This is a genomic window from Terrabacter sp. C0L_2 (assembly GCF_036352015.1).
Classification (GTDB): Bacteria; Actinomycetota; Actinomycetes; order Actinomycetales; family Dermatophilaceae; genus Terrabacter; species Terrabacter tumescens.
In genome coordinates this window covers 3043591-3063118 of sequence record NZ_CP143557.1, presented here as the reverse complement: position 1 = coordinate 3063118, position 19528 = coordinate 3043591, and the positions used below count along the sequence as shown (strand labels likewise).

Here is a 19528-nt window from a genome sequence, read left to right as displayed (position 1 = left end):
GCCCGGGAGATCCTCCCGGGCCCTTCGTCATGCGCGGCCCACCGCGACGGCGGGCGCGCAGGTCACGTCACTGGATGAGGCCACGCTCGCGGAGCGTGCTCAGCGCCTCGTCGAGGATCGCGGCGCCGTCGGCGTCGCTGCGACGCTCCTTCACGTAGGCGAGGTGCGTCTTGTAGGGCTCGACCTTCGGCGGGGCCGGAGGGTTCTCCTTGTCCTGGCCGGCCGGGAAGCCGCAGCGCGGGCAGTCCCACGTCTCGGGCAGGACCATGCCGGGCTCCTCGGCGAAGCTCGGGCGCGTCTCGTGCCCGTTGGAGCACCAGTAGGAGATGTGGACGCGAGGGGCGGTGTCACCGCGCTCCGCCTCGCCCATCGGGCCGGCGCCGACCCGGCTTCCACGAATGGCGTTACCGCTGGCCATCTACGTCTCCTGTCAGCTCACGAAGCGGGCCAGCAGGCCCAGACCGATGATGGACGCCGCCCAGACCGAGGCCACGGCCACGGTGAAGCGGTCGAGGTTGCGCTCGGCGACCGACGAACCACCGAGGGAGGTGGACATGCCCCCGCCGAACATGTCGGACAGGCCGCCACCCTTGCCCTTGTGCAGCAGGATGAACAGGGTCAGGACCATGCTGGACAGCACCAGCAGGACCTGCAGCACGATGCGAACCGCATCCACGTGGTCACTCCAAATCGTCGGGGTCCCGGGGGTCGGTGGGGCCGGTCGGCCCCTCCCCCACATGTTCCGGGGCTCGGGCAAGGATACCTGCCCGAGTGCCCATCGACCGAACGGACGTGACGGGGTCCGTGAGGAGTCCGTCAGGGGTCCGTCCGGTCGACGGCTGTGCTCAGGACGTCGCGAGGTGGTCGCGGTAGCGACAGATCGACGCGAACTCGGCCGGGTCGATCGAGGCGCCGCCGACGAGCGCGCCGTCGACGTCCTCCTGGGCCATGATCGCGGCGACGTTGTTCGCCTTGACGCTGCCGCCGTAGAGCACGCGGACGCCGTCGGCGACGTCGCCGCTGTAGAGCTCGGCGAGCAGGGTGCGGATCGCCGCACAGACCTCCTGCGCGTCGTCGGGCGTCGCGACCTCACCGGTGCCGATGGCCCAGATGGGCTCGTAGGCGATGACGATCGACGCGGCCTGCTCCTTGGTGACGCCGTCGAGGTTCTCGCGCAGCTGCGCGACGACGTGCTCGACCTGTCGGCCCTCCTTGCGCACGTCGAGCCCCTCGCCGCAGCACAGGATGGGCGTCAGCCCGTGGGCGTATGCCGCCTTGACCTTCGCGTTGACCACGGCGTCGGTCTCTCCGTGGCCCTCACGACGCTCGCTGTGGCCGACGGCGACGTAGGTGCAGCCGAGCTTGGCGAGGAAGGCGCCCGAGATGTCACCGGTGTAGGCGCCGGAGGCGTGCGGGGACAGGTCCTGCGCGCCGTACCTGAGGTCGAGCTTGTCGCCCTCGACGAGGGTCTGGACCGAGCGCAGGTCGGTGAACGGCGGGAGCACGGCGACCTCGACGGCCGCGTGGTCGTGCTTGGCGTCGCGCAGCGTCCAGTCGAGCTTCTGCACGAGGTGCGTGGCCTGCAGGTGGTCGAGGTTCATCTTCCAGTTGCCGGCCATGAGCGGCACGCGGCCCACCGGCTTGGTGTCCTTGGCCATCAGGCGTCGCCCTCCTCGAGCACGGTCAGACCGGGCAGCTCCTTGCCCTCGAGGTACTCGAGGCTCGCGCCGCCGCCGGTGGAGATGTGGCCGAACTGCTCGTCCCGGAAGCCGAGCTGGCGGACCGCGGCCGCGGAGTCCCCGCCACCGACGACGGTGAGCGCACCGCGCGCGGTGATGTCGACGAGCGCCTCGGCGAGGGCCTTGGTGCCGGCGGCGTAGGGCTCCATCTCGAACGCGCCCATCGGGCCGTTCCAGAAGACCGTGCGGCAGTCGGCGAGCTTGTCGGCGAACAGGGCGCTCGACTCGGGGCCGATGTCGAGACCCATCCGGTCCGCCGGGATCGCGTCGACGGCGACGACCTCGTGGTCGGCGTCGGCGCTGAACGCGTCGGCCGCGACGACGTCGACGGGCAGGACGATCTCGACGCCCTCCCTCTCGGCACGCTCGAGGTAGCCCTTGACGGTGTCGACCTGGTCGGACTCGAGCAGGCTCTTGCCCACCTCGTGACCCTGGGCCGCGAGGAAGGTGAAGACCATGCCGCCACCGATGAGGAGACGGTCTGCCGTGCCGAGCAGGTTGCCGATGACGCCGAGCTTGTCGGACACCTTGGCACCACCGAGCACGACGGCATACGGGCGCTCGGGGTCCTTGGTCAGGCGGCGGAGCACGTCGACCTCGGTCGAGACGAGGTCGCCCGTGGCGTGCGGCAGCAGGCGGGCGACGTCGTAGACGGACGCCTGCTTGCGGTGCACGACGCCGAAGCCGTCGGAGACGAAGACGTCTGCGAGAGAGGCGAGCTCGCCGGCGAACTCGGCGCGCTCCTCGTCGGTCTTGGCGGTCTCGCCGGCGTTGAAGCGGAGGTTCTCGAGGAGCAGCACCTGGCCGTCCTCGAGGGCGGCGGCCTTGGCCTTGGCGTCGTCACCGACGGTGTCGTCGGCGAAGACGACGTCGGAGCCGAGCACCTCACCGAGGCGCTTCGCGACGGGGGCGAGGGAGTACTTCGCCTCGGGAGCGCCCTTGGGGCGGCCGAGGTGGGCGCAGACGATGACGCGGGCGCCGGCGTCGGCCAGGCCCTTGATCGTCGGCGCCGAGGCGCGGATGCGCCCGTCGTCGGTGATGGTGGTGCCGTCGAGCGGCACGTTGAGGTCGGACCGGACGAGGACGCGCTTGCCGCGCAGGTCCCCGAGGTCGGTGGTGGTCTTCACGCGGGATGCCTCTTCGTCAGTTGGTGGTGCAGCCGGGCATGGAGGCGGCCACCGCCCCAAGGCGCTCGCAGGAGCGCCACGGGGCGGTGGCCGGGAGGCTCAGAGGGACTTGCCGACGAGCGCGACGAGGTCGACGAGGCGGTTGGAGTAGCCCCACTCGTTGTCGTACCAGCCGACGACCTTGACCTGGTTGCCGATGACCTTGGTGAGGCCGGCGTCGAAGATGCACGACGCGGGGTCGGTCTCGATGTCCTTGGAGACGATCTCGTCCTCGGTGTAGACGAGGAAGCCCTTGAGGGGGCCCTCGGCAGCGGCCTTGACCGCGGCGTTGACCTCCTCGACCGTCGTCTCACGGCCGGCCTCGAACGTCAGGTCCGTCGCCGAGCCCGTGGGCACCGGGACGCGCAGGGCGTAGCCGTCGAGCTTGCCCTTGAGCTCCGGCAGGACGAGGGAGACGGCCTTGGCGGCGCCCGTCGTCGTCGGGACGATGTTGAGGGCGGCTGCGCGCGCACGACGCAGGTCCTTGTGCGGCGCGTCCTGCAGGTTCTGGTCCTGCGTGTAGGCGTGGATCGTCGTCATGAGGCCCTTGACGATGCCGAACTCGTCGTTGAGCGCCTTGGCCATCGGGGCGAGGCAGTTGGTCGTGCACGACGCGTTGGAGATGACCGTGTGCTTGTCGGCGTCGTAGAGGTCGTGGTTGACGCCCATGACGATGGTGATGTCCTCGTTCTTGGCCGGGGCCGAGATGATGACCTTCTTGGCGCCGCCGTCGATGTGGGCCTTGGCCTTCTGCGCGTCGGTGAAGAAGCCGGTGGACTCGACGATGACGTCGGCACCCACGCCGGCCCAGTCGATGGCGGCGGGGTCGCGCTCCTCGAAGACGCGGATGGACTTGCCGTCCACGATGATCGACGTGTCGTCGTAGGAGACCTCACCGGGGAAGCGACCCAGGATCGAGTCGTACTTGAGCAGGTGGGCGAGGGTCTTGTTGTCCATGAGGTCGTTGGTGGCCACGACCTCGATGTCGGCTCCGGACGCCACGATGGCGCGGAAGAAGTTGCGGCCGATGCGGCCAAAGCCGTTGATACCAACGCGAACGGTCACTGCTGTGCACCTCTTCGGTGAGACTGTTTCGGACGGAAAAGCCAGACCTCGGGCCGCCCCGTTGCGACCGTGATCACATCCACCCTAGTGCGTCCCCCGCAGCGGCGAGGGGGCAGTCTCAGCGTCGGGTGAGCACGCGCTCAGCCCGCGACGGGGCAGCGCCCTGAGGGCGGGAGCGCCCGGGACGGCGCTCGTCGTGCGGCTGGGGCTCAGCTCTCCAGCATGTCGGGAGTGAGGTTCGCGTCGGTGCCGGCGACACCGAGCTCCTCGGCCCGCTTGTCAGCCATGGCGAGCAGGCGCCGGATGCGACCGGCGACGGCGTCCTTGGTCATCGGCGGCTTCGCGAGCTGGCCGAGCTCCTCGAGGCTCGCCTGCTTGTGCTCGAGGCGCAGCACGCCGGCCTCGCGCAGGTGGTCGGGGATGTCCTCGCCGAGCAGCTCCATGGCGCGCTCGACGCGGGCACCGGCGGCGACCGCGGCGCGCGCCGACCGGCGCAGGTTGGCGTCGTCGAAGTTGGCCAGGCGGTTGGCGGTGGCCCGCACCTCGCGCCGCATGCGGCGCTCCTCCCAGGCCATGACGGCGTCGTGGGCGCCGAGGCGGGTCAGCATCGCGCCGATGGCGTCGCCGTCGCGGATGACGACCCGGTCGACGCCCCGGACCTCGCGGGCCTTGGACTGGATGCCCAGACGACGCGCCGCGCCGACGAGGGCGAGCGCGGCCTCGGGCCCCGGGCAGGTCACCTCCATGGCCGACGAGCGACCCGGCTCGGTGAGCGAGCCGTGGGCGAGGAAGGCGCCGCGCCAGGCCGCCTCGGAGTCGCACGTCGCCGCGCTGACGACCTTGGGCGGCAGCCCGCGCACGGGTCGCCCGCGGGTGTCGATGAGCCCGGTCTGGCGGGCGAGGGTCGCGCCGTCCTCGACGACGCGGACCACGTAGCGCGACCCGCGGCGCAGGCCGCCGGCGGCGAGCACGAGCATGTCGCTCTTGTGGCCGTAGACCTCGGCGATGTTGCGGCGCAGGCGCCGTGCGGCGTTGGCGGTGTCGAGCTCGGCCTCGACGACGATCTGTCCCCCGATGATGTGCAGGCCCCCGGCGAAGCGGAGCATCGTGGACACCTCGGCCTTGCGACAGCAGGGCTTGGTCACCTCGAGGCGCGAGAGCTCGTCCTTCACCTTTGCTGTCATGGCCATGGGCGACATCCTGCCACCCCGATCAAGGACCCTCGCGCGGGAGTGCCTGCGCCCTCCGAATGCCCGGGGTCGTCCCGTCGGCCCGAGGCGGTCGCCGCTCGGTGACGACGGAGCCGTCAGGAGATGACGTCGCGCAGCGCGGCCGCGAGACGCAGGGGGTCGTGGACCCCCGGCTCGCCCCTCGCGGCCACCGGGGCGACGACGAGCTCGGCGCCGAGCTCGGCGGCGGCAGCCCGCAACGACGCGCCGTCGGGCACGACGCTGGGGTCGGCGAGCACGACGTCGAGCCGCAGCTCGGGCGCGTTGGCCGCGAACGAGGCGAGGTGGTCCTCGGCACGGAAGTCGCGCGTCTCACCCTTGTGCACCTCGAGGTTGAGGTTGAGCAGCCGCTTGGCCGGGGTCGTGACGAGCGCGTCGGCGAGGGCCGGGACGAGCAGGTGCGGCATGACGGACGTGAACCACGAGCCGGGGCCGAGCATCACCCAGTCGGCCTCGCGCACGGCGGCCAGCGCCTCGTGGCAGGGCTCGGGACACGTCGGGAGGATGCCGATCGAGGAGACGATGCCCGGCGAGGACGCCACCCGGTGCTGTCCGCGCACCTCGACCGTCTCGTCGGGCCGGTCGGGGTCGTGACCCCGGATCTCGGCGACGATCTCCAGCGGCTCGGCGGCCATCGGCAGCACGCGGCCGCGGGCACCGAGGAGCCGGCCGACGAGGTCGAGGCCCTGGACGGTGTCGCCGAGCAGCTCCCAGATCGAGACGATCATGAGGTTGCCGAGGGCGTGGCCCTTGAGGTCGCCGGTCCCGGCGAAGCGGTGCTGCAGCACGTCGCGCCACGTGTGGCCCCAGTCGCTGTCGTCGCAGAGCGCCGACAGCGCCATGCGCAGGTCCCCCGGAGGGAGGACGTCGAACTCCTCACGCAGGCGCCCGCTCGAGCCGCCGTCGTCGGCGACCGTCACCACGGCGGTGACGTTGTCGGTGAGCAGCCGCAGCGCGGTCAGGGCGGCCGCAAGCCCGTGCCCGCCGCCGAGCGCGACGATGCGCCGCTGGGGAGAGCCGAGTGGTAGGCGTGGGGTCGTCACGGAGTGGGTCCCGGTCACCCGGTCACTCGCGGCCCAGGTCACGGTGGACGACGAAGGTGTCGACGCGGTCGCGGCCGCCGAGCCGCTCGCTGAGGGCCTCGGCGATGGCCACGGACCGGTGCTTGCCGCCGGTGCAGCCGACGGCGACCGTGACGTAGCGGCGCCCCTCGCGGACGTAGCCGTCGATCATCGTGTCGAGCAGGTTGCCGGCTCGGTCGAGGAACTCGTCGGCGCCCTCCTGGCGCATGACGAACTCGCTGACGGGAGTGTCGCGCCCGGTCAGGGAGCGCAGCTCGGGCACCCAGTACGGGTTGGGCAGGAAGCGCATGTCGAAGACGACGTCGGCATCGAGCGGCAGGCCGTACTTGAACCCGAAGGACATGACGGCGATGCGCAGCTGGACGCGCCGGTCCCCCGCGAAGAGCGAGGACAGCTTGGCACTCAGCTGGTGCACGTTGAGGCCCGAGCTGTCGATGACGACGTCGGCCGAGGACCTCAGGTCGAGGAGCAGCTCGCGCTCGCGCTGGATGCCGTCGAGCAGCCGCCCGTCGCCCTGGAGCGGGTGCGGCCGGCGCACGCTCTCGAAACGGCGCACGAGCGCCTCGTCGGTCGCGTCGAGGAAGACGAGGCTGGGTCGCTCCCCCCGCTCGCGGGCCGCGCCGATCGCGCCCTCGAGCTGGGCGAACCAGCCGCGTGAGCGCACGTCGACGACGACGGCCACCTGCTGCAGGTGCTCCTCGGGGTGCTGCGCGCGAGCCTCGTCGCGCAGCTCCGCGAGGTGCGTGAGCAGCTGGGGCGGCAGGTTGTCGACGACGAGCCACCCGAGGTCCTCGAGGACGTTGGCGGTCGTGCTGCGCCCGGCCCCGCTCATGCCGGTGACGATGACGATGGGCGCGTCGGCCAGGGGCGTCTGCGGTGTGCGCCTGCTGTCGGCGGTCATTCGAGCACTTCTCCCGTCGTGAGGTTCACGGCTGGCTGCTGCGGTGCACCTTCAGCCAAGTGGCTGACAACGGCTGATGCAAGCGACTGGCCGAAGCCAGGTACGGCCATGATGTCCGTTACGTCCGCTGCGCGAAGTCGTTTGACCGAACCGAAGTGGCGCAGCAGGACCTTCTGTCGGCTCGCGCCGAGACCGGGTATGCCGTCGAGCTGGGAGGTCGTCATGGCCTTGGACCGCCGCTGGCGGTGGAAGGTGATCGCGAAGCGGTGCGCCTCGTCGCGCAGCCGCTGGAGCAGGTAGAGGCCCTCGCTCGTGCGCGGGAGGATGACGGGGTGGTCGTCGCGGGGCAGCCACACCTCCTCGAGGCGCTTCGCGAGGCCGACGAGGGCGACCTCCTCGATGCCGAGCTCGTCGAGCACGGCCTGGGCGGCGTTGACCTGCGGCAGGCCGCCGTCGACGACGACGAGGCTGGGCGGGTAGGCGAAGCGGCGCGGCCGGCCCGTCTCGGGGTCGATCGGCCCGGAGGACGGCGAGTCGTCGTCATCCGTGGTCCCGCTCGATGCACCGTTCGTGGCCCCGTTGGAGGCGCTGTTCGACGCCCCGTTCGGCGCCTCGGCCCGCGGCCCCGACGACTCCCCGACGACGCCGGTCGAGAGGTCGAGGTCACCGGCCCCCTCGGCGTCTTCGAGGTAGCGGCGGAAGCGCCGGGTCAGCACCTCGCGCATCGCGGCGGTGTCGTCGACGGTGACGGGCTCGTCGCCCTCCTCGCCCGTCGTGGCTCCGCGGACGATGAAGCGGCGGTACTCGCTCTTGCGGGCCAGGCCGTCCTCGAAGACCACCATCGACGCGACGACGTTGGTGCCCTGGACGTGGCTGACGTCGTAGCACTCGATGCGGAGTGGGGCGTCGTCGAGACCGAGGTAGTCCTGCAGCTCCTGCAGCGCCTTGCTCCGGAGCGTCAGGTCACCGGCACGGGCCACCTTGTGGCGGGCGAGCGACTGGTCGGCGTTGCGTCGGACGGTCTCCATCAGGGTGCGTTTGTCGCCGCGCTGGGGCACCCGCACGCTGACAGCCGAGCCACGGACCGACGAGAGCCACTCGGTCACCGCCTCGGCGTCGGCGGGGAGAGTGGGCACGAGCACCTCGCGCGGGACCGTCTCACGGTCGGCGTCGCCGTAGACCTGCAGGAGCAGGTGCTCGACCAGCGTGGGGACGTCCTCGCTCTCCTTCTCCACGACCCATCCGCGCTGGCCGCGGATGCGGCCGCCACGGACGTGGAAGACCTGCACCGCGGCCTCGAGGTCGTCGTCGGCGAGGGCGAAGACGTCGGCGTCGGTGGCGTCGCCGAGCACGACGGTCTGCTTCTCGAGCGCCTTGGTCAGGGCCCCGATGTCGTCGCGCAGGCGCGCGGCCTGCTCGAAGTCGAGCTCGGCCGCAGCCTCCTTCATCCGCGTCTCGAGCCGCTTGGCGAAGCGTGCGGTGTTGCCGGCCATGAAGTCGCAGAAGTCCTCGGCGATGGCGCGGTGCTCGTCGGGCGTCACCCGGCCGACGCAGGGCGCCGAGCACTTGTCGATGTAACCGAGCAGGCAGGGGCGGCCGCTCGCGGCCGCACGCTTGAAGACGCCGGCCGAGCAGGTGCGGACGGGGAAGACACGCAGCAGCAGGTCGAGGGTCTCGCGGATCGCCCAGGCGTGGCCGTAGGGACCGAAGTAGCGGGTGCCCTTGCGCTTCGCGCCGCGCAGCACCTGCGCGCGGGGGAACTCCTCGCCCATGGTGACCGCGAGGAAGGGGTAGGACTTGTCGTCGCGGTACTTGACGTTGAAGCGCGGGTCGAACTCCTTGATCCAGGAGTACTCGAGCTGGAGGGCCTCGACCTCGGTGCGGACGACGGTCCACTCGACCGACGCCGCGGTCGTGACCATCGTCGCGGTGCGCGGGTGCAGCGCCGTGATGTCCTGGAAGTAGGACGACAGCCGCGGTCGCAGCGACTTGGCCTTGCCGACGTAGATGACCCGGCCGTGCGCGTCACGGAAACGGTAGACGCCCGGGTCGGTCGGGATCTCCCCCGGCTTCGGTCGGTAGGTCGTCGGGTCCGCCACGCTCCCACCCTATGTCGGGCCACCGACGGCGCCGAACGCCGCCCGGGCGGCCGTCAGCTGACGGTGAAGCTGCCGCCCGAGACGGTGATGGTCTTGGCGGTCAGGCCCGTCGGCGCCGGGCCTGAGACGCGGTCGCCCGTCGTTGCGTCGAAGTGGCTCTGGTGGCACGGGCAGATGATCTGCCCGCCCTCGACCGAGTCGACGGTGCAGCCCTGGTGGGGGCAGATCGCGTCGAACGCCTTGAAGGTGCCGGCGGTCGGCTGGGTGACGACGGTCTGGCTGTCGGGGAAGACCTTGCCGCCGCCGACCGGGATCTCTGACGTCGGGGTGCCGCCTCCGGCCGAGCCCGACGCCGTGGCGCCGGCGCTCGAGGACGCACCGCCCGCGGCCGCTGCGCTCGAGGACCCGCCGGCGGGGCCGCTCGGCACGGGCGGGCTGCTGCAGGCGGTCAGGGCCCCGGCGCCGACCGCGACGCCGACGACACCGGCCGCCTTGAGCACGCCGCGTCGGTCGGTCAGGACAGCGACCCGCTCGTCGAGGGAGGCTGCGGTCGTCGCGGTGTCCGGGCTGCTGGTCGGCTGGGTCGGGTCGGCGGGGCTGCCCTGCGTCATGCGTTCCTCTTCCGGGTCGTGGTGGAGGTCCTCGTCTTGCTCACGGTCGTGCTCGACGTGCTCTTCTTCGCAGCAGCCGTGGTGGCACCTCCTCGGGCGCGACCGCTCGTCTTGGACGGGGCAGCGGTCTTGGATGCCTTCACTGTGCGGGGGTTCGTTGTGCGCGCGCCGTCAGATGGCTGGGAGCCCGCAGAACTCGCGGACTTCTTGGCGCGGCTGCCGGCGGTCCCGCGGGTCGTCGTGCGGGCGGTGCGCTCAAGGATGGGCTTGAGGAACCGCCCGGTGTGGCTGCCCTCCACCTCCGCGACGTGCTCGGGGGTGCCCTCGGCGATGACCGTGCCGCCACCGGAGCCACCCTCGGGCCCCATGTCGATGATCCAGTCGGCGTTCTTGATGACGTCGAGGTTGTGCTCGATGACGATGACGGTGTTGCCCTTGTCGACGAGACCCTGGAGGACGTCGAGCAGCTTGCGGATGTCCTCGAAGTGCAGGCCCGTGGTCGGCTCGTCGAGGACGTAGATCGTGCGTCCGGTCGAGCGCTTCTGCAGCTCGCTCGCGAGCTTGACGCGCTGGGCCTCACCACCGGAGAGGGTCGGCGCGGGCTGGCCGAGGCGGACGTAGCCCAGGCCGACGTCGTTGAGCGTCTTCAGGTGTCGGGCGATCGCGGGGACCGCCTCGAAGAACGTCGCGGCCTCCTCGATCGGCATGTCGAGCACGTCGGCGATGGTCTTGCCCTTGAAGTGCACCTCGAGCGTCTCGCGGTTGTAGCGGGCGCCGTGGCACACCTCGCACGGGACGTAGACGTCCGGCAGGAAGTTCATCTCGATCTTGATCGTGCCGTCGCCGGAGCACGCGTCGCAGCGGCCGCCCTTGACGTTGAACGAGAACCGGCCCGGCTGGTAGCCGCGGACCTTGGCCTCGGTCGTCTCGGCGAAGAGCTTGCGCATGTTGTCGAAGACGCCGGTGTAGGTGGCCGGGTTCGACCGGGGGGTGCGCCCGATCGGGCTCTGGTCGACGTGCACGACCTTGTCGAGCTGGTCGAGGCCCGTGACGGTCTTGTGCCGGCCGGGCACGTGACGCGCGCCGTTGAGCTTGTTGGCGAGGACGTTGTAGAGGATGTCGTTGACGAGGGTCGACTTGCCCGAGCCGGAGACGCCGGTGACCGCGACGAGGTTGCCGAGGGGGAAGTTCACCGAGACGTTCTGCAGGTTGTTCTCGCGGGCGCCGCTCACCGTGATCTGGCGACCGTCGTGGCCACGACGCACCTCGGGCGACGGGATCTCGCGCCGTCCGGAGAGGTACATGCCGGTCAGCGAGTCGGGGTGCTCGAGCAGGCCCTTGACGGGACCGGAGTGCACGACGTGACCGCCGTGCTCGCCGGCGCCAGGACCGATGTCGACGACCCAGTCGGCCGTGGCGATGGTGTCCTCGTCGTGCTCGACGACGATGAGGGTGTTGCCGAGGTCGCGCAGGCGCGTCAGCGTCTCGATGAGCCGGTGGTTGTCGCGCTGGTGCAGGCCGATGGACGGCTCGTCGAGGACGTAGAGCACCCCGACGAGGCCGGAGCCGATCTGCGTGGCGAGACGGATGCGCTGGGCCTCGCCACCCGACAGCGTGCCCGCGGGCCGGTCGAGCGAGAGGTAGTCGAGGCCGACGTCGAGCAGGAAGCCGAGGCGTGCGTCGATCTCCTTGATGACGCGCTCGGCGATCTGCTTCTCGCGCGCCGTGAAGTCGACGGTGTCGAGGAAGCCCGCCGCCTCGCTGATCGCGAGACCGCAGACCTCGGAGATGTTCTTGCCGCCGAGGAGGACCGCGAGCGACTCGGGCTTGAGGCGGGCGCCCTTGCAGACCGGGCACGGGACCTCGCGCATGAAGCCCTCGTAGCGGTCGCGGCTCCACTCGGAGTCGGTCTCGGAGTGGCGGCGCTTGATGAACGGGACGACGCCCTCGAAGCCGGTCGTGTAGGAGCGGTCGCGGCCGTAGCGGTTCTTGTACTTGACGTGGACCTTGTAGTTCTGGCCGTGCAGCAGCGCCTCCTTGGCACGCGCCGGCAGCGCCCGCCACGGAGCGTCCATCGAGAACTTCATGTCCTCGGCGAGGGCGCCCATGACGCGCTGGAAGTACTCGGCCGAGCCCGACCCCTGGGCCCACGGAGCGATGGCGCCCTCGGCCAGCGACAGGTCGTCGTCGGGCACGACGAGCTCGGGGTCGACCTCCAGCTCGGTGCCGATGCCGGTGCACTCCGGGCACGCGCCGAACGGCGAGTTGAACGAGAAGGAGCGCGGCTGGATCTCGTCCATGCCGAGCGGGTGGTTGTTGGGGCAGGCCATCTTCTCGGAGAAGCGCCGCTCGCGGTCCTTGGCCTTGGCGTCACGGTCGACGAAGTCGATGATGACGATGCCGCCGGCGAGCCCGAGGGCGGTCTCGACGGAGTCGGTGAGGCGGCGCTTGGAGCCGGCGTCGTCGCCCTTGGCGACGAGGCGGTCGACGACGACCTCGATGGTGTGCTTCTTCTGCTTCTCGAGGGCGGGCGGCTCGGCGAGCGAGACGACCTCGCCGTCGACGCGGGCGCGCGAGAAGCCCTTGGTCTGCAGCTCGGCGAAGAGGTCGACGAACTCGCCCTTGCGGCCCTGGACGACCGGCGCGAGCACCTGGAAGCGGGTGCGGTCCTCGAGCGTCAGCAGCTGGTCGACGATCTGCTGCGGCGACTGGCGCGTCACCGGCTCGCCGCAGACCGGGCAGTGCGGCCGGCCGGCGCGGGCGAAGAGGAGGCGGAGGTAGTCGTAGACCTCGGTGATCGTGCCCACCGTCGAGCGCGGGTTGCGGTTGGTCGATTTCTGGTCGATCGAGACCGCGGGCGACAGGCCCTCGATGAAGTCGACGTCGGGCTTGTCCATCTGCCCGAGGAACTGCCGGGCGTAGGCCGAGAGCGACTCGACGTAGCGGCGCTGGCCCTCCGCGAAGATCGTGTCGAACGCGAGGCTCGACTTGCCCGACCCCGAGAGCCCGGTGAAGACGATGAGGCTGTCGCGCGGGAGGTCGACGGACACGTCGCGCAGGTTGTGCTCGCGCGCGCCGCGGACGACGAGGGAATGGGCGTTGCCGGTGGGCGTAACAGTCACGCGCAACATGCTAGGTGGGGCCACCGACAGTCCCCCCATCGGCGGCTCAACGCTGGACACGGGGGCCCCGCGCCGGGACCGCGCCACGCGCACGGGGCGGCCGGAGCGGACGACCCGGCGGGACGGCATACTCGCACCCATGAGTGAGCACGTGCCCACGCCGATCGAGGACTACGCCGTGCTCGGCGACCTCGGCACCGCCGCCCTCGTGAGCCGTCGTGGCTCGGTCGACTGGCTCTGCCTGCCCCGCTTCGACTCGCGCGCCTGCTTCTCCGCGCTGCTCGGCACGCCCGAGCACGGGCGCTGGCTCATCGCCCCGGCCGACCCCGACGCCGTGACGACGCGCCGCTACGTCGGCAACTCGTTCGTGCTCGAGACGACCCACGAGACCCCCACCGGGCGGGTCCGCGTCACCGACCTCATGCCGCTCGGCGACGGGCGGTCGGACCTGCTCCGCCGGATCGAGGGCCTGGAGGGCAGCGTCCGGATGGTCCACGAGTGGACGGTGCGCTTCAACTACGGCCGCACCCGCCCGTGGGTGGCGCGGCACACCGACGACCGCGAAGACCACACCGACGAGATCATCACGGCCATCGCCGGTCCCGACATGCTCGTCCTGCGCGGCGCCCGCCTGCCCCACGCCCAGGACGGCCACCACGTCGACGAGTTCGACGTCGCCGCGGGCGAGACCTTCACCTTCTCCACCACGTGGTTCCGCAGCCACGACGAGATCCCGCCGCCGCTGCGGGTCCGCGCGCGCATCCGCGAGACGATCATGCGCAGCGAGGAGTACGCCGCTCGCAGCGACTACGTGGGCCCGTACGCGGACGCCGTGACGCGCTCGCTCCTCGTCCTGCGCGGCCTGACCCACCAGGAGACCGGGGGCATCGTGGCCGCCGCGACGACCTCCCTGCCCGAGGAGTTCGGCGGCGAGCGCAACTGGGACTACCGCTTCTGCTGGCTGCGCGACGCGGCGCTGACGCTCGAGGCGCTGCTCGGGTGCGGCTACGTCGAGGAGACCGCGCTCTGGCGCGACTGGCTGCTGCGCGCCGTCGCCGGTGACCCCGAGGACATGCAGATCATGTACCGCGTCGACGGCGGCCGCGACCTCCCGGAGCGGGTCCTCGAGCACCTGCCGGGGTATGCCGCGTCGCGCCCCGTGCGCGTCGGCAACGCCGCCGTGGACCAGCGCCAGACCGACGTGCTCGGCGAGGTCCTCATCTCGCTCGACCACGCGCGCTCGCGCGGGCTCGAGGAGAACGACGACTCCTGGCACCTGCAGCGCGCCCTCGTCAACCACCTCGCCGACCACTGGGAGGAGGCCGACAACGGCCTCTGGGAGATCCGCGGCCCGCTCCGCCACTTCACGCACTCCCGCGCCATGGTGTGGGCGGCGTTCGACCGCGCCATCCGCGCCGTCGAGCAGCACGGCCTCGACGGACCCGTCGAGCAGTGGCGCGAGCTGCGCGAGCGCGTGCGCGACGAGGTCCTGACGAAGGGGTTCGACGCCGGGCGCAACACCTTCGTCCAGCACTACGACACGACCGAGGTCGACGCGTCGCTGCTGACGCTGTCGTCCATCGGCCTCGTCGACGGCGACGACCCGCGGATGCTCGGCACCATCGCCGCGGTGGAGTCCGACCTCATGCGGGACGGCCTCGTCATGCGCTACCGCACCGACACCGGAGTCGACGGGCTCGCCGGCGACGAGCACCCTTTCCTCGCCTGCTCCTTCTGGCTCGTGACGGCCTACGCGAACGCGGGTATGACGACGGAGGCCACCGCACTGATGGACCGGCTCGTGGGCCTGACCAACGACGTGGGGCTGCTGTCCGAGGAGTACGACCCGATCGGGAAGCGCATGGTGGGCAACTTCCCCCAGGCGTTCTCGCACCTGACACTCGTCGGTGCCGCCCTGGCGCTGGCGAAGGCGACCGGAGAGGCGACGCATGCGGCACGCTGACGTGACACCCGACCTCGTGGCGGCGGAGACCGAGCGCCTCCTGTCGACGGCGGCCTCGTTCCGCAACGACGCGGTGCTCGCGCCGTCGCTGTGCGAGGGGTGGTCGCGCGGTCACGTGCTCGCCCACCTCGCCCGCAACGCCGACGCCCTCGTGCGGGTGTGCGACGTGGCCCTGACCGGCGCCCCCGACACGATGTACGACGACGTCGAGTCGCGCGACGCCGACATCGAGCGTGGCGCCCGCCGGTCGGCCCACGAGCACGCGACCGACATCCGCGACACCGCGGCCCGGCTGGCGGACCGGCTGGAGGCGCTGCGCCCCGAGCACGCCGAGGTCCGGGTCGAGCGGACGCCGGGCGGCTTCCCCATCGCCGTCGGCATGGTCCCGTTCATGCGGCTGCGCGAGGTCGTCTTCCACCACGTCGACCTCGACGCGGGCTACTCCTTCTCGAACGCTCCCGCCGAGGTCGTGGCGCTCTTCCTGCGCGACGCCGTCAACCGCCTCGCCCACGACAATGCACCCCCGTCGCTGCACGTCGTCACCGCCGAGGGCGAGGAGCACGTCGTCGGCGACGGTGCGTCACGCGTGACCGGCTCCGCCGCCGACGTGCTGCTGTGGCTCGCCCGCGGACGCACCGACGGCATCCACGTCGACGGGCCCGTCCCGACCCTTCCCTTCGGAGGCTGACCGTGAACCACCACGACGACACCTACACCGGGCACGTCACGGCCGGCGGCCCCGCCGGCGTGCGCGAGCTGCCCGCGCTGACGATCCGCAAGCTCGAGGTCGGCGGCTTCGGCAACAACGCCTACCTGCTCACCTGCCGGTCCACCGGCGCGCAGCTGCTCGTCGACGCGGCCGCAGAGCCCGAGCGGCTGCTCGAGCTCGTCTCCGCCGGGGGCGGTGGCCTCGACACCGTCGTCACCACCCATCAGCACCACGACCACGTTGGCGCGCTCGCAGAGGTCGTCGCCGCGACGGGCGCGCGCACGGTGGCCGGCGCCGACGACGCCGACGCCCTGCCCGTCCCGGTCGACGTGCGCGTGTCCCACGGCGACAGCGTCACCGTCGGGGACGTCACCCTCGACGTCGTGCACCTCCGCGGCCACACCCCGGGCTCCATCGCGCTCGCCTACGCGGACCCCGCCGGGCACACCCACCTCTTCACGGGCGACAGCCTCTTCCCCGGCGGCGTGGGCAACACGAAGAACCCCGGCCAGAGCTTCGCGTCGCTCATCGAGGACGTCACGACCCGCGTCTTCGACGTCTACGACGACGACACGTGGTTCTACCCCGGCCACGGCGACGACTCCACCCTGGGCGCCGAGCGGCCGTACCTCGACGAGTGGCGCGCCCGCGGCTGGTGACCCTCGGACCGGGCCAGACGGCATACGCCCTCGATGACCTGGTCGGGCGTCGGGGACGGACCGATGGCGTATGCCGTGGGCGGGCTCCGGCGTCAGCGTGACGGCGCCGTCGCGGCGCGGATCGGCAGGCGCACCCTCAGTCGGGTGTCGCCCGGCCGGGACTCGATCTCGACCGAGCCGCCGTGGCGCTCGACGACGATGCGGTGGGCGATGTCGAGGCCGAGCCCGGTGCCGCGTCCGACGTCCTTCGTCGTGTAGAAGGCCTCGAAGGCACGCTGCTGCACCTCCGGGCTCATGCCGGCGCCCGTGTCGCCGACCTCGACGACCACGCTGTCCCCGTCGCGCCGCGTGGAGACGGTGAGCGTGCCGACGCCGTCCATGGCGTCGACGGCGTTGTCGACGAGGTTGGTCCAGACCTGGTTGAGCTCGCCCGGCATCCCGTCGACGAGCGGCACGTCGCTGCCCCAGTCGCGCACGACCGTGACCCCGGGCCGCAGGCGAGGACCCATGACGAGCAGCGTGCTTTCGAGCCCCTCACGCAGGTCGACCGGCTGATGGGAGGCGCGGTCCATCTGGGAGTAGGACTTGATGCCGGCGACGAGCTCGGAGACGCGGCGCGTGGACTCGCGGACCTCGGCGAGGAGCAAGGACACGTCGATCGTGCGCGCGACCCAGCCGAGCGAGGCCGCGAGGCCCTCGTCGGGGCTGGCCGCGGCCGCGCGGGCGAGCCAGTCCAGGTTGGCCCCGGCGGAGACGAGGGAGGCCGCGAGCTCCCACGGCCGGGGCACGCTGGCGTGGTCGAGCCACTCCCCCAGCTCGTCCTCGCGGTCGGCCGCCTCGAGCGGGTCGGGCAGGGTGGTCGGCGGCTGCAGCTCCCGACGCAGGGCGTCGACCCGGGCGAACTGTGCTGTCGAGACGCCGTTCGACGCCATCTGACGCAGGGCCTCGAGCAGCCCGTCGCAGGCGCCTTCGAGCTCGGCGGCCGAGCGGGCCGCGGCCGCCGCGGGGTTGTTGATCTCGTGGGCCAGTCCGGCCGCGAGCGTCCCGAGCGTCACGAGCCCGCTGCGTTGGCGGGCCGTCGCCTCGATCGACCGCGCCGTGCCGTAGAGGCCCGCGACGAGGTGGGCGGCGAACGGGAACCAGTCGTTGGCCAGCTCGTGGAGCCGCTCGGCCGGGACGCGCAGCAGCCGGCCCGGCGTGACGCCGCGAGCCGTCGCGAGGTAGACGCCGTGCTCGTCCCAGGCCCGGAAGCCGCCGGCCCACCGGCCGGGGACGTCCATCCGGCCGACGACGACGTCCTCGCGGCCGACGTGGCGGGACAGGTCGAGGGTGCCGTCGACGACGACCCACCAGTGGTCGGCCCGGTCACCCTCGAGCCACATCACCTCACCGGGGGCGATCGCGACCTCCGCGCCCGCGGCGAGCAGCTGCGCCAGCTGGTCGTCGCTCAAGCCGTCGAAGAGCGGCACCGTCCGGAGGTCGGAGAGCTCGAGCATCGTGGGTCCCGTCTGTCGGCCGTCAGATCGTGGCGAGGTAGCGGTGGACGAAGTAGACCGACATCGAGCCCTCGCCGACGGCCGACGCGACACGCTTCATCGAGTCCGAGCGGACGTCGCCGGCGGCGAAGACGCCGGGCAGGCTCGTCTCCAGGGCGAAGGGCGGGCGCGCCAGCGTCCAGCCCCGGGCGTGGGGGCCAGTGACGAGGTCGTGCCCCGTCACGACGAAGCCGTGCTCGTCCCGCACGACGTCGGCGCCGAGCCAGTCGGTGCGTGGCGTGGCACCGATGTAGACGAAGAGCCAGGCCGCGTCGACCTCCGTCGTCGCACCCGTGTGCCGGTCCGAGAGCGTCAGCCGCTCGAGGTGTCCGTCCCCGTCCGCCCCGACGACCTCGGTGCGGCACAGCACCCGGATGCGCGGGTCGGCCCGGATCCGCTCGACGAGGTACTGCGACATGCCGGCCTCGAGCGACTCGCCGCGCACGACCAGGGTGACGCGCTCGGCGTAGCGGGCGAGGTTGAGGACGGCCTGGCCGGCGGAGTTGGCCGCGCCGACGACGTAGACCTCGTCACCGGCGCAGGCGGCGGCCTGCCCGGCGTTGGAGCCGTACTGGACCCCGCGTCCGACGAGGTCGTCGATGCCCCGCGCCCCGAGCCGGCGGTACGAGACGCCGGTCGCCAGCACGACGCTGCGCGCCTCGATGTCCTCGGCGCCGTCGAGGCGCACCGCGCGCGCGAGGCCGCGGGCCTCGAGGGCGACGACGTCACGGGCGAGCACCATCTCGGCCCCGAAGCGCCGGGCCTGCGCGATGGCCCGCTGCGCGAGGTCGGAGCCGGAGAGCCCGCGCGGGAAGCCGAGGTAGTTCTCGATGGCCGCGCTCTGTCCGGCCTGCCCGCCGGGGGCGTCGTGCTCGACGATGACGGTGCTGAGTCCCTCCGACGCGGCGTAGACCGCGGCGGCGAGCCCGGCCGGACCGCCGCCGACGATGCACAGGTCGTAGAGATCACGCTCCGCGCGCGTGCGCAGGCCCAGGGCCGTCGCGACGGCGACCGGCGTCGGGGCGCGCAGGGTCTCGCCGTCCGGGACGAGCACGAGCGGCAGGTCCTCGGGTCGGGCGCCGGCGAGGTCGCGCAGCCGAGCGCCCTCCTCGTCGCGCTCGACGTCGAGCCAGACGTAGGGCACGTGGTTGTTGGTCAGGAAGGTCTTGACGACGTGGCTGCCCTCGGACCACCGGTGGCCGACGACACGGACGTCGTTGCCCTGCTCGGGGTGGGCGTTGTGCCAGTCCGAGAGCAGGTCGTCGACGACGGGGTAGAGCCGCTCCTCGGGCGGGTCCCAGGGCTTGAGGAGGTAGTGGTCGAGGCCGATCTCGTTGATCGCCGAGATCGCGACGTCGGTGTCGGCATACGCCGTGAGCAGCAGGAGCTTGGCGTCCGGGACGTCGGCCCGCACCCGCGAGAGCAGCTCGATCCCGGTCATGGACGGCATCCGCTGGTCGGAGGCGACGAGGGCGAGCGGCTGGCCGCGCAGGACCAGCCGGGCCACGAGGTCGAGGGCCTCGGCGCCCGAGGAGGCCCGCAGGATCCGGTGCTCGGCCCCGTAGCGGGCGCGCAGGTCTCTCGCGATCGCAGCCGAGACGGGCGCGTCGTCGTCCACGGTGATGATCGCGGGCCGGGCCACGGCCTC

The 19528-nt window shown here is 72.1% G+C and carries 16 protein-coding genes; 3 read left to right on the top strand and 13 right to left on the bottom strand.

Annotation, left to right across the window (positions count from 1 at the left end):
• Window positions 1-67: 67 nt before the first annotated feature.
• The 11 genes from U5C87_RS13970 to uvrA form a co-directional block, all read right to left on the bottom strand.
• Window positions 68-418 carry an RNA polymerase-binding protein RbpA gene (locus U5C87_RS13970; protein ID WP_081920628.1) on the bottom strand — a complete coding sequence of 117 codons (351 nt, stop codon included), beginning with the start codon at window positions 416-418 and terminating at the stop codon, window positions 68-70.
• Between the two features lie 12 nt (window positions 419-430).
• Window positions 431-676: a preprotein translocase subunit SecG gene (gene secG / locus U5C87_RS13965; RefSeq protein WP_030202140.1), complete on the bottom strand. Its 246-nt coding sequence runs from the start codon at window positions 674-676 to the stop codon at window positions 431-433.
• Window positions 677-845: 169 nt separating this feature from the next.
• Complete coding sequence (tpiA, locus tag U5C87_RS13960; RefSeq protein ID WP_030202138.1) at window positions 846-1658, bottom strand: triose-phosphate isomerase; 813 nt, start codon at window positions 1656-1658, stop codon at window positions 846-848.
• Window positions 1658-2866, bottom strand: a complete 1209-nt coding sequence (locus tag U5C87_RS13955) for a phosphoglycerate kinase (protein ID WP_330473145.1) — start codon at window positions 2864-2866, stop codon at window positions 1658-1660. The genes tpiA and U5C87_RS13955 overlap by 1 nt, the downstream gene beginning before the upstream one ends.
• 99 nt (window positions 2867-2965) lie before the next feature.
• Window positions 2966-3970, bottom strand: coding sequence for a type I glyceraldehyde-3-phosphate dehydrogenase (gap, locus tag U5C87_RS13950; protein ID WP_030202130.1), 1005 nt, complete (start codon window positions 3968-3970; stop codon window positions 2966-2968).
• 209 nt (window positions 3971-4179) lie between these two features.
• The gene (gene whiA / locus U5C87_RS13945) at window positions 4180-5160 is read right to left on the bottom strand and encodes a DNA-binding protein WhiA (protein WP_030202127.1); all 981 of its coding nucleotides are present in this window, start codon (window positions 5158-5160) and stop codon (window positions 4180-4182) included.
• A gap of 116 nt (window positions 5161-5276) precedes the next feature.
• Window positions 5277-6242: a gluconeogenesis factor YvcK family protein gene (locus tag U5C87_RS13940; protein WP_330473144.1), complete on the bottom strand. Its 966-nt coding sequence runs from the start codon at window positions 6240-6242 to the stop codon at window positions 5277-5279.
• A gap of 22 nt (window positions 6243-6264) precedes the next feature.
• The gene (rapZ, locus tag U5C87_RS13935; RefSeq protein ID WP_330473143.1) at window positions 6265-7182 is read right to left on the bottom strand and encodes an RNase adapter RapZ; all 918 of its coding nucleotides are present in this window, start codon (window positions 7180-7182) and stop codon (window positions 6265-6267) included.
• Window positions 7179-9281: an excinuclease ABC subunit UvrC gene (gene uvrC / locus U5C87_RS13930; RefSeq protein ID WP_330473142.1), complete on the bottom strand. Its 2103-nt coding sequence runs from the start codon at window positions 9279-9281 to the stop codon at window positions 7179-7181. Before uvrC ends, rapZ begins: the two co-directional genes overlap by 4 nt.
• A 53-nt stretch (window positions 9282-9334) precedes the next feature.
• Window positions 9335-9892 carry a Rieske (2Fe-2S) protein gene (locus tag U5C87_RS13925; RefSeq protein WP_330473141.1) on the bottom strand — a complete coding sequence of 186 codons (558 nt, stop codon included), beginning with the start codon at window positions 9890-9892 and terminating at the stop codon, window positions 9335-9337.
• Window positions 9889-13023 carry an excinuclease ABC subunit UvrA gene (uvrA, locus tag U5C87_RS13920; RefSeq protein WP_330476694.1) on the bottom strand — a complete coding sequence of 1045 codons (3135 nt, stop codon included), beginning with the start codon at window positions 13021-13023 and terminating at the stop codon, window positions 9889-9891. Before uvrA ends, U5C87_RS13925 begins: the two co-directional genes overlap by 4 nt.
• A 130-nt stretch (window positions 13024-13153) precedes the next feature.
• Here uvrA and U5C87_RS13915 point away from each other — a divergent pair, with 130 nt between their 5' ends.
• The 3 genes from U5C87_RS13915 to U5C87_RS13905 are packed head-to-tail and all read left to right on the top strand — an operon-like array spanning window position 13154 to window position 16345.
• Window positions 13154-14977: a glycoside hydrolase family 15 protein gene (locus tag U5C87_RS13915; protein ID WP_330473140.1), complete on the top strand. Its 1824-nt coding sequence runs from the start codon at window positions 13154-13156 to the stop codon at window positions 14975-14977.
• Entirely contained in the window at window positions 14964-15665 is a 702-nt protein-coding gene (locus U5C87_RS13910; RefSeq protein WP_330473139.1) for a maleylpyruvate isomerase family mycothiol-dependent enzyme, read from the top strand. Before U5C87_RS13915 ends, U5C87_RS13910 begins: the two co-directional genes overlap by 14 nt.
• Before the next feature lie 2 nt (window positions 15666-15667).
• Window positions 15668-16345 (top strand): MBL fold metallo-hydrolase, encoded by a 678-nt coding sequence (locus U5C87_RS13905; RefSeq protein ID WP_330473138.1) that lies wholly within the window; start codon window positions 15668-15670, stop codon window positions 16343-16345.
• Between the two features lie 92 nt (window positions 16346-16437).
• Here U5C87_RS13905 and U5C87_RS13900 read toward each other — a convergent pair whose 3' ends face one another.
• Both U5C87_RS13900 and U5C87_RS13895 read right to left on the bottom strand, forming a co-directional pair.
• Complete coding sequence (locus tag U5C87_RS13900) at window positions 16438-17841, bottom strand: sensor histidine kinase (RefSeq protein ID WP_330473137.1); 1404 nt, start codon at window positions 17839-17841, stop codon at window positions 16438-16440.
• A 22-nt stretch (window positions 17842-17863) separates the two neighbouring features.
• Window positions 17864-19522 carry an FAD-dependent oxidoreductase gene (locus U5C87_RS13895; RefSeq protein WP_330473136.1) on the bottom strand — a complete coding sequence of 553 codons (1659 nt, stop codon included), beginning with the start codon at window positions 19520-19522 and terminating at the stop codon, window positions 17864-17866.
• Between the last annotated feature and the right edge of the window lie 6 nt (window positions 19523-19528).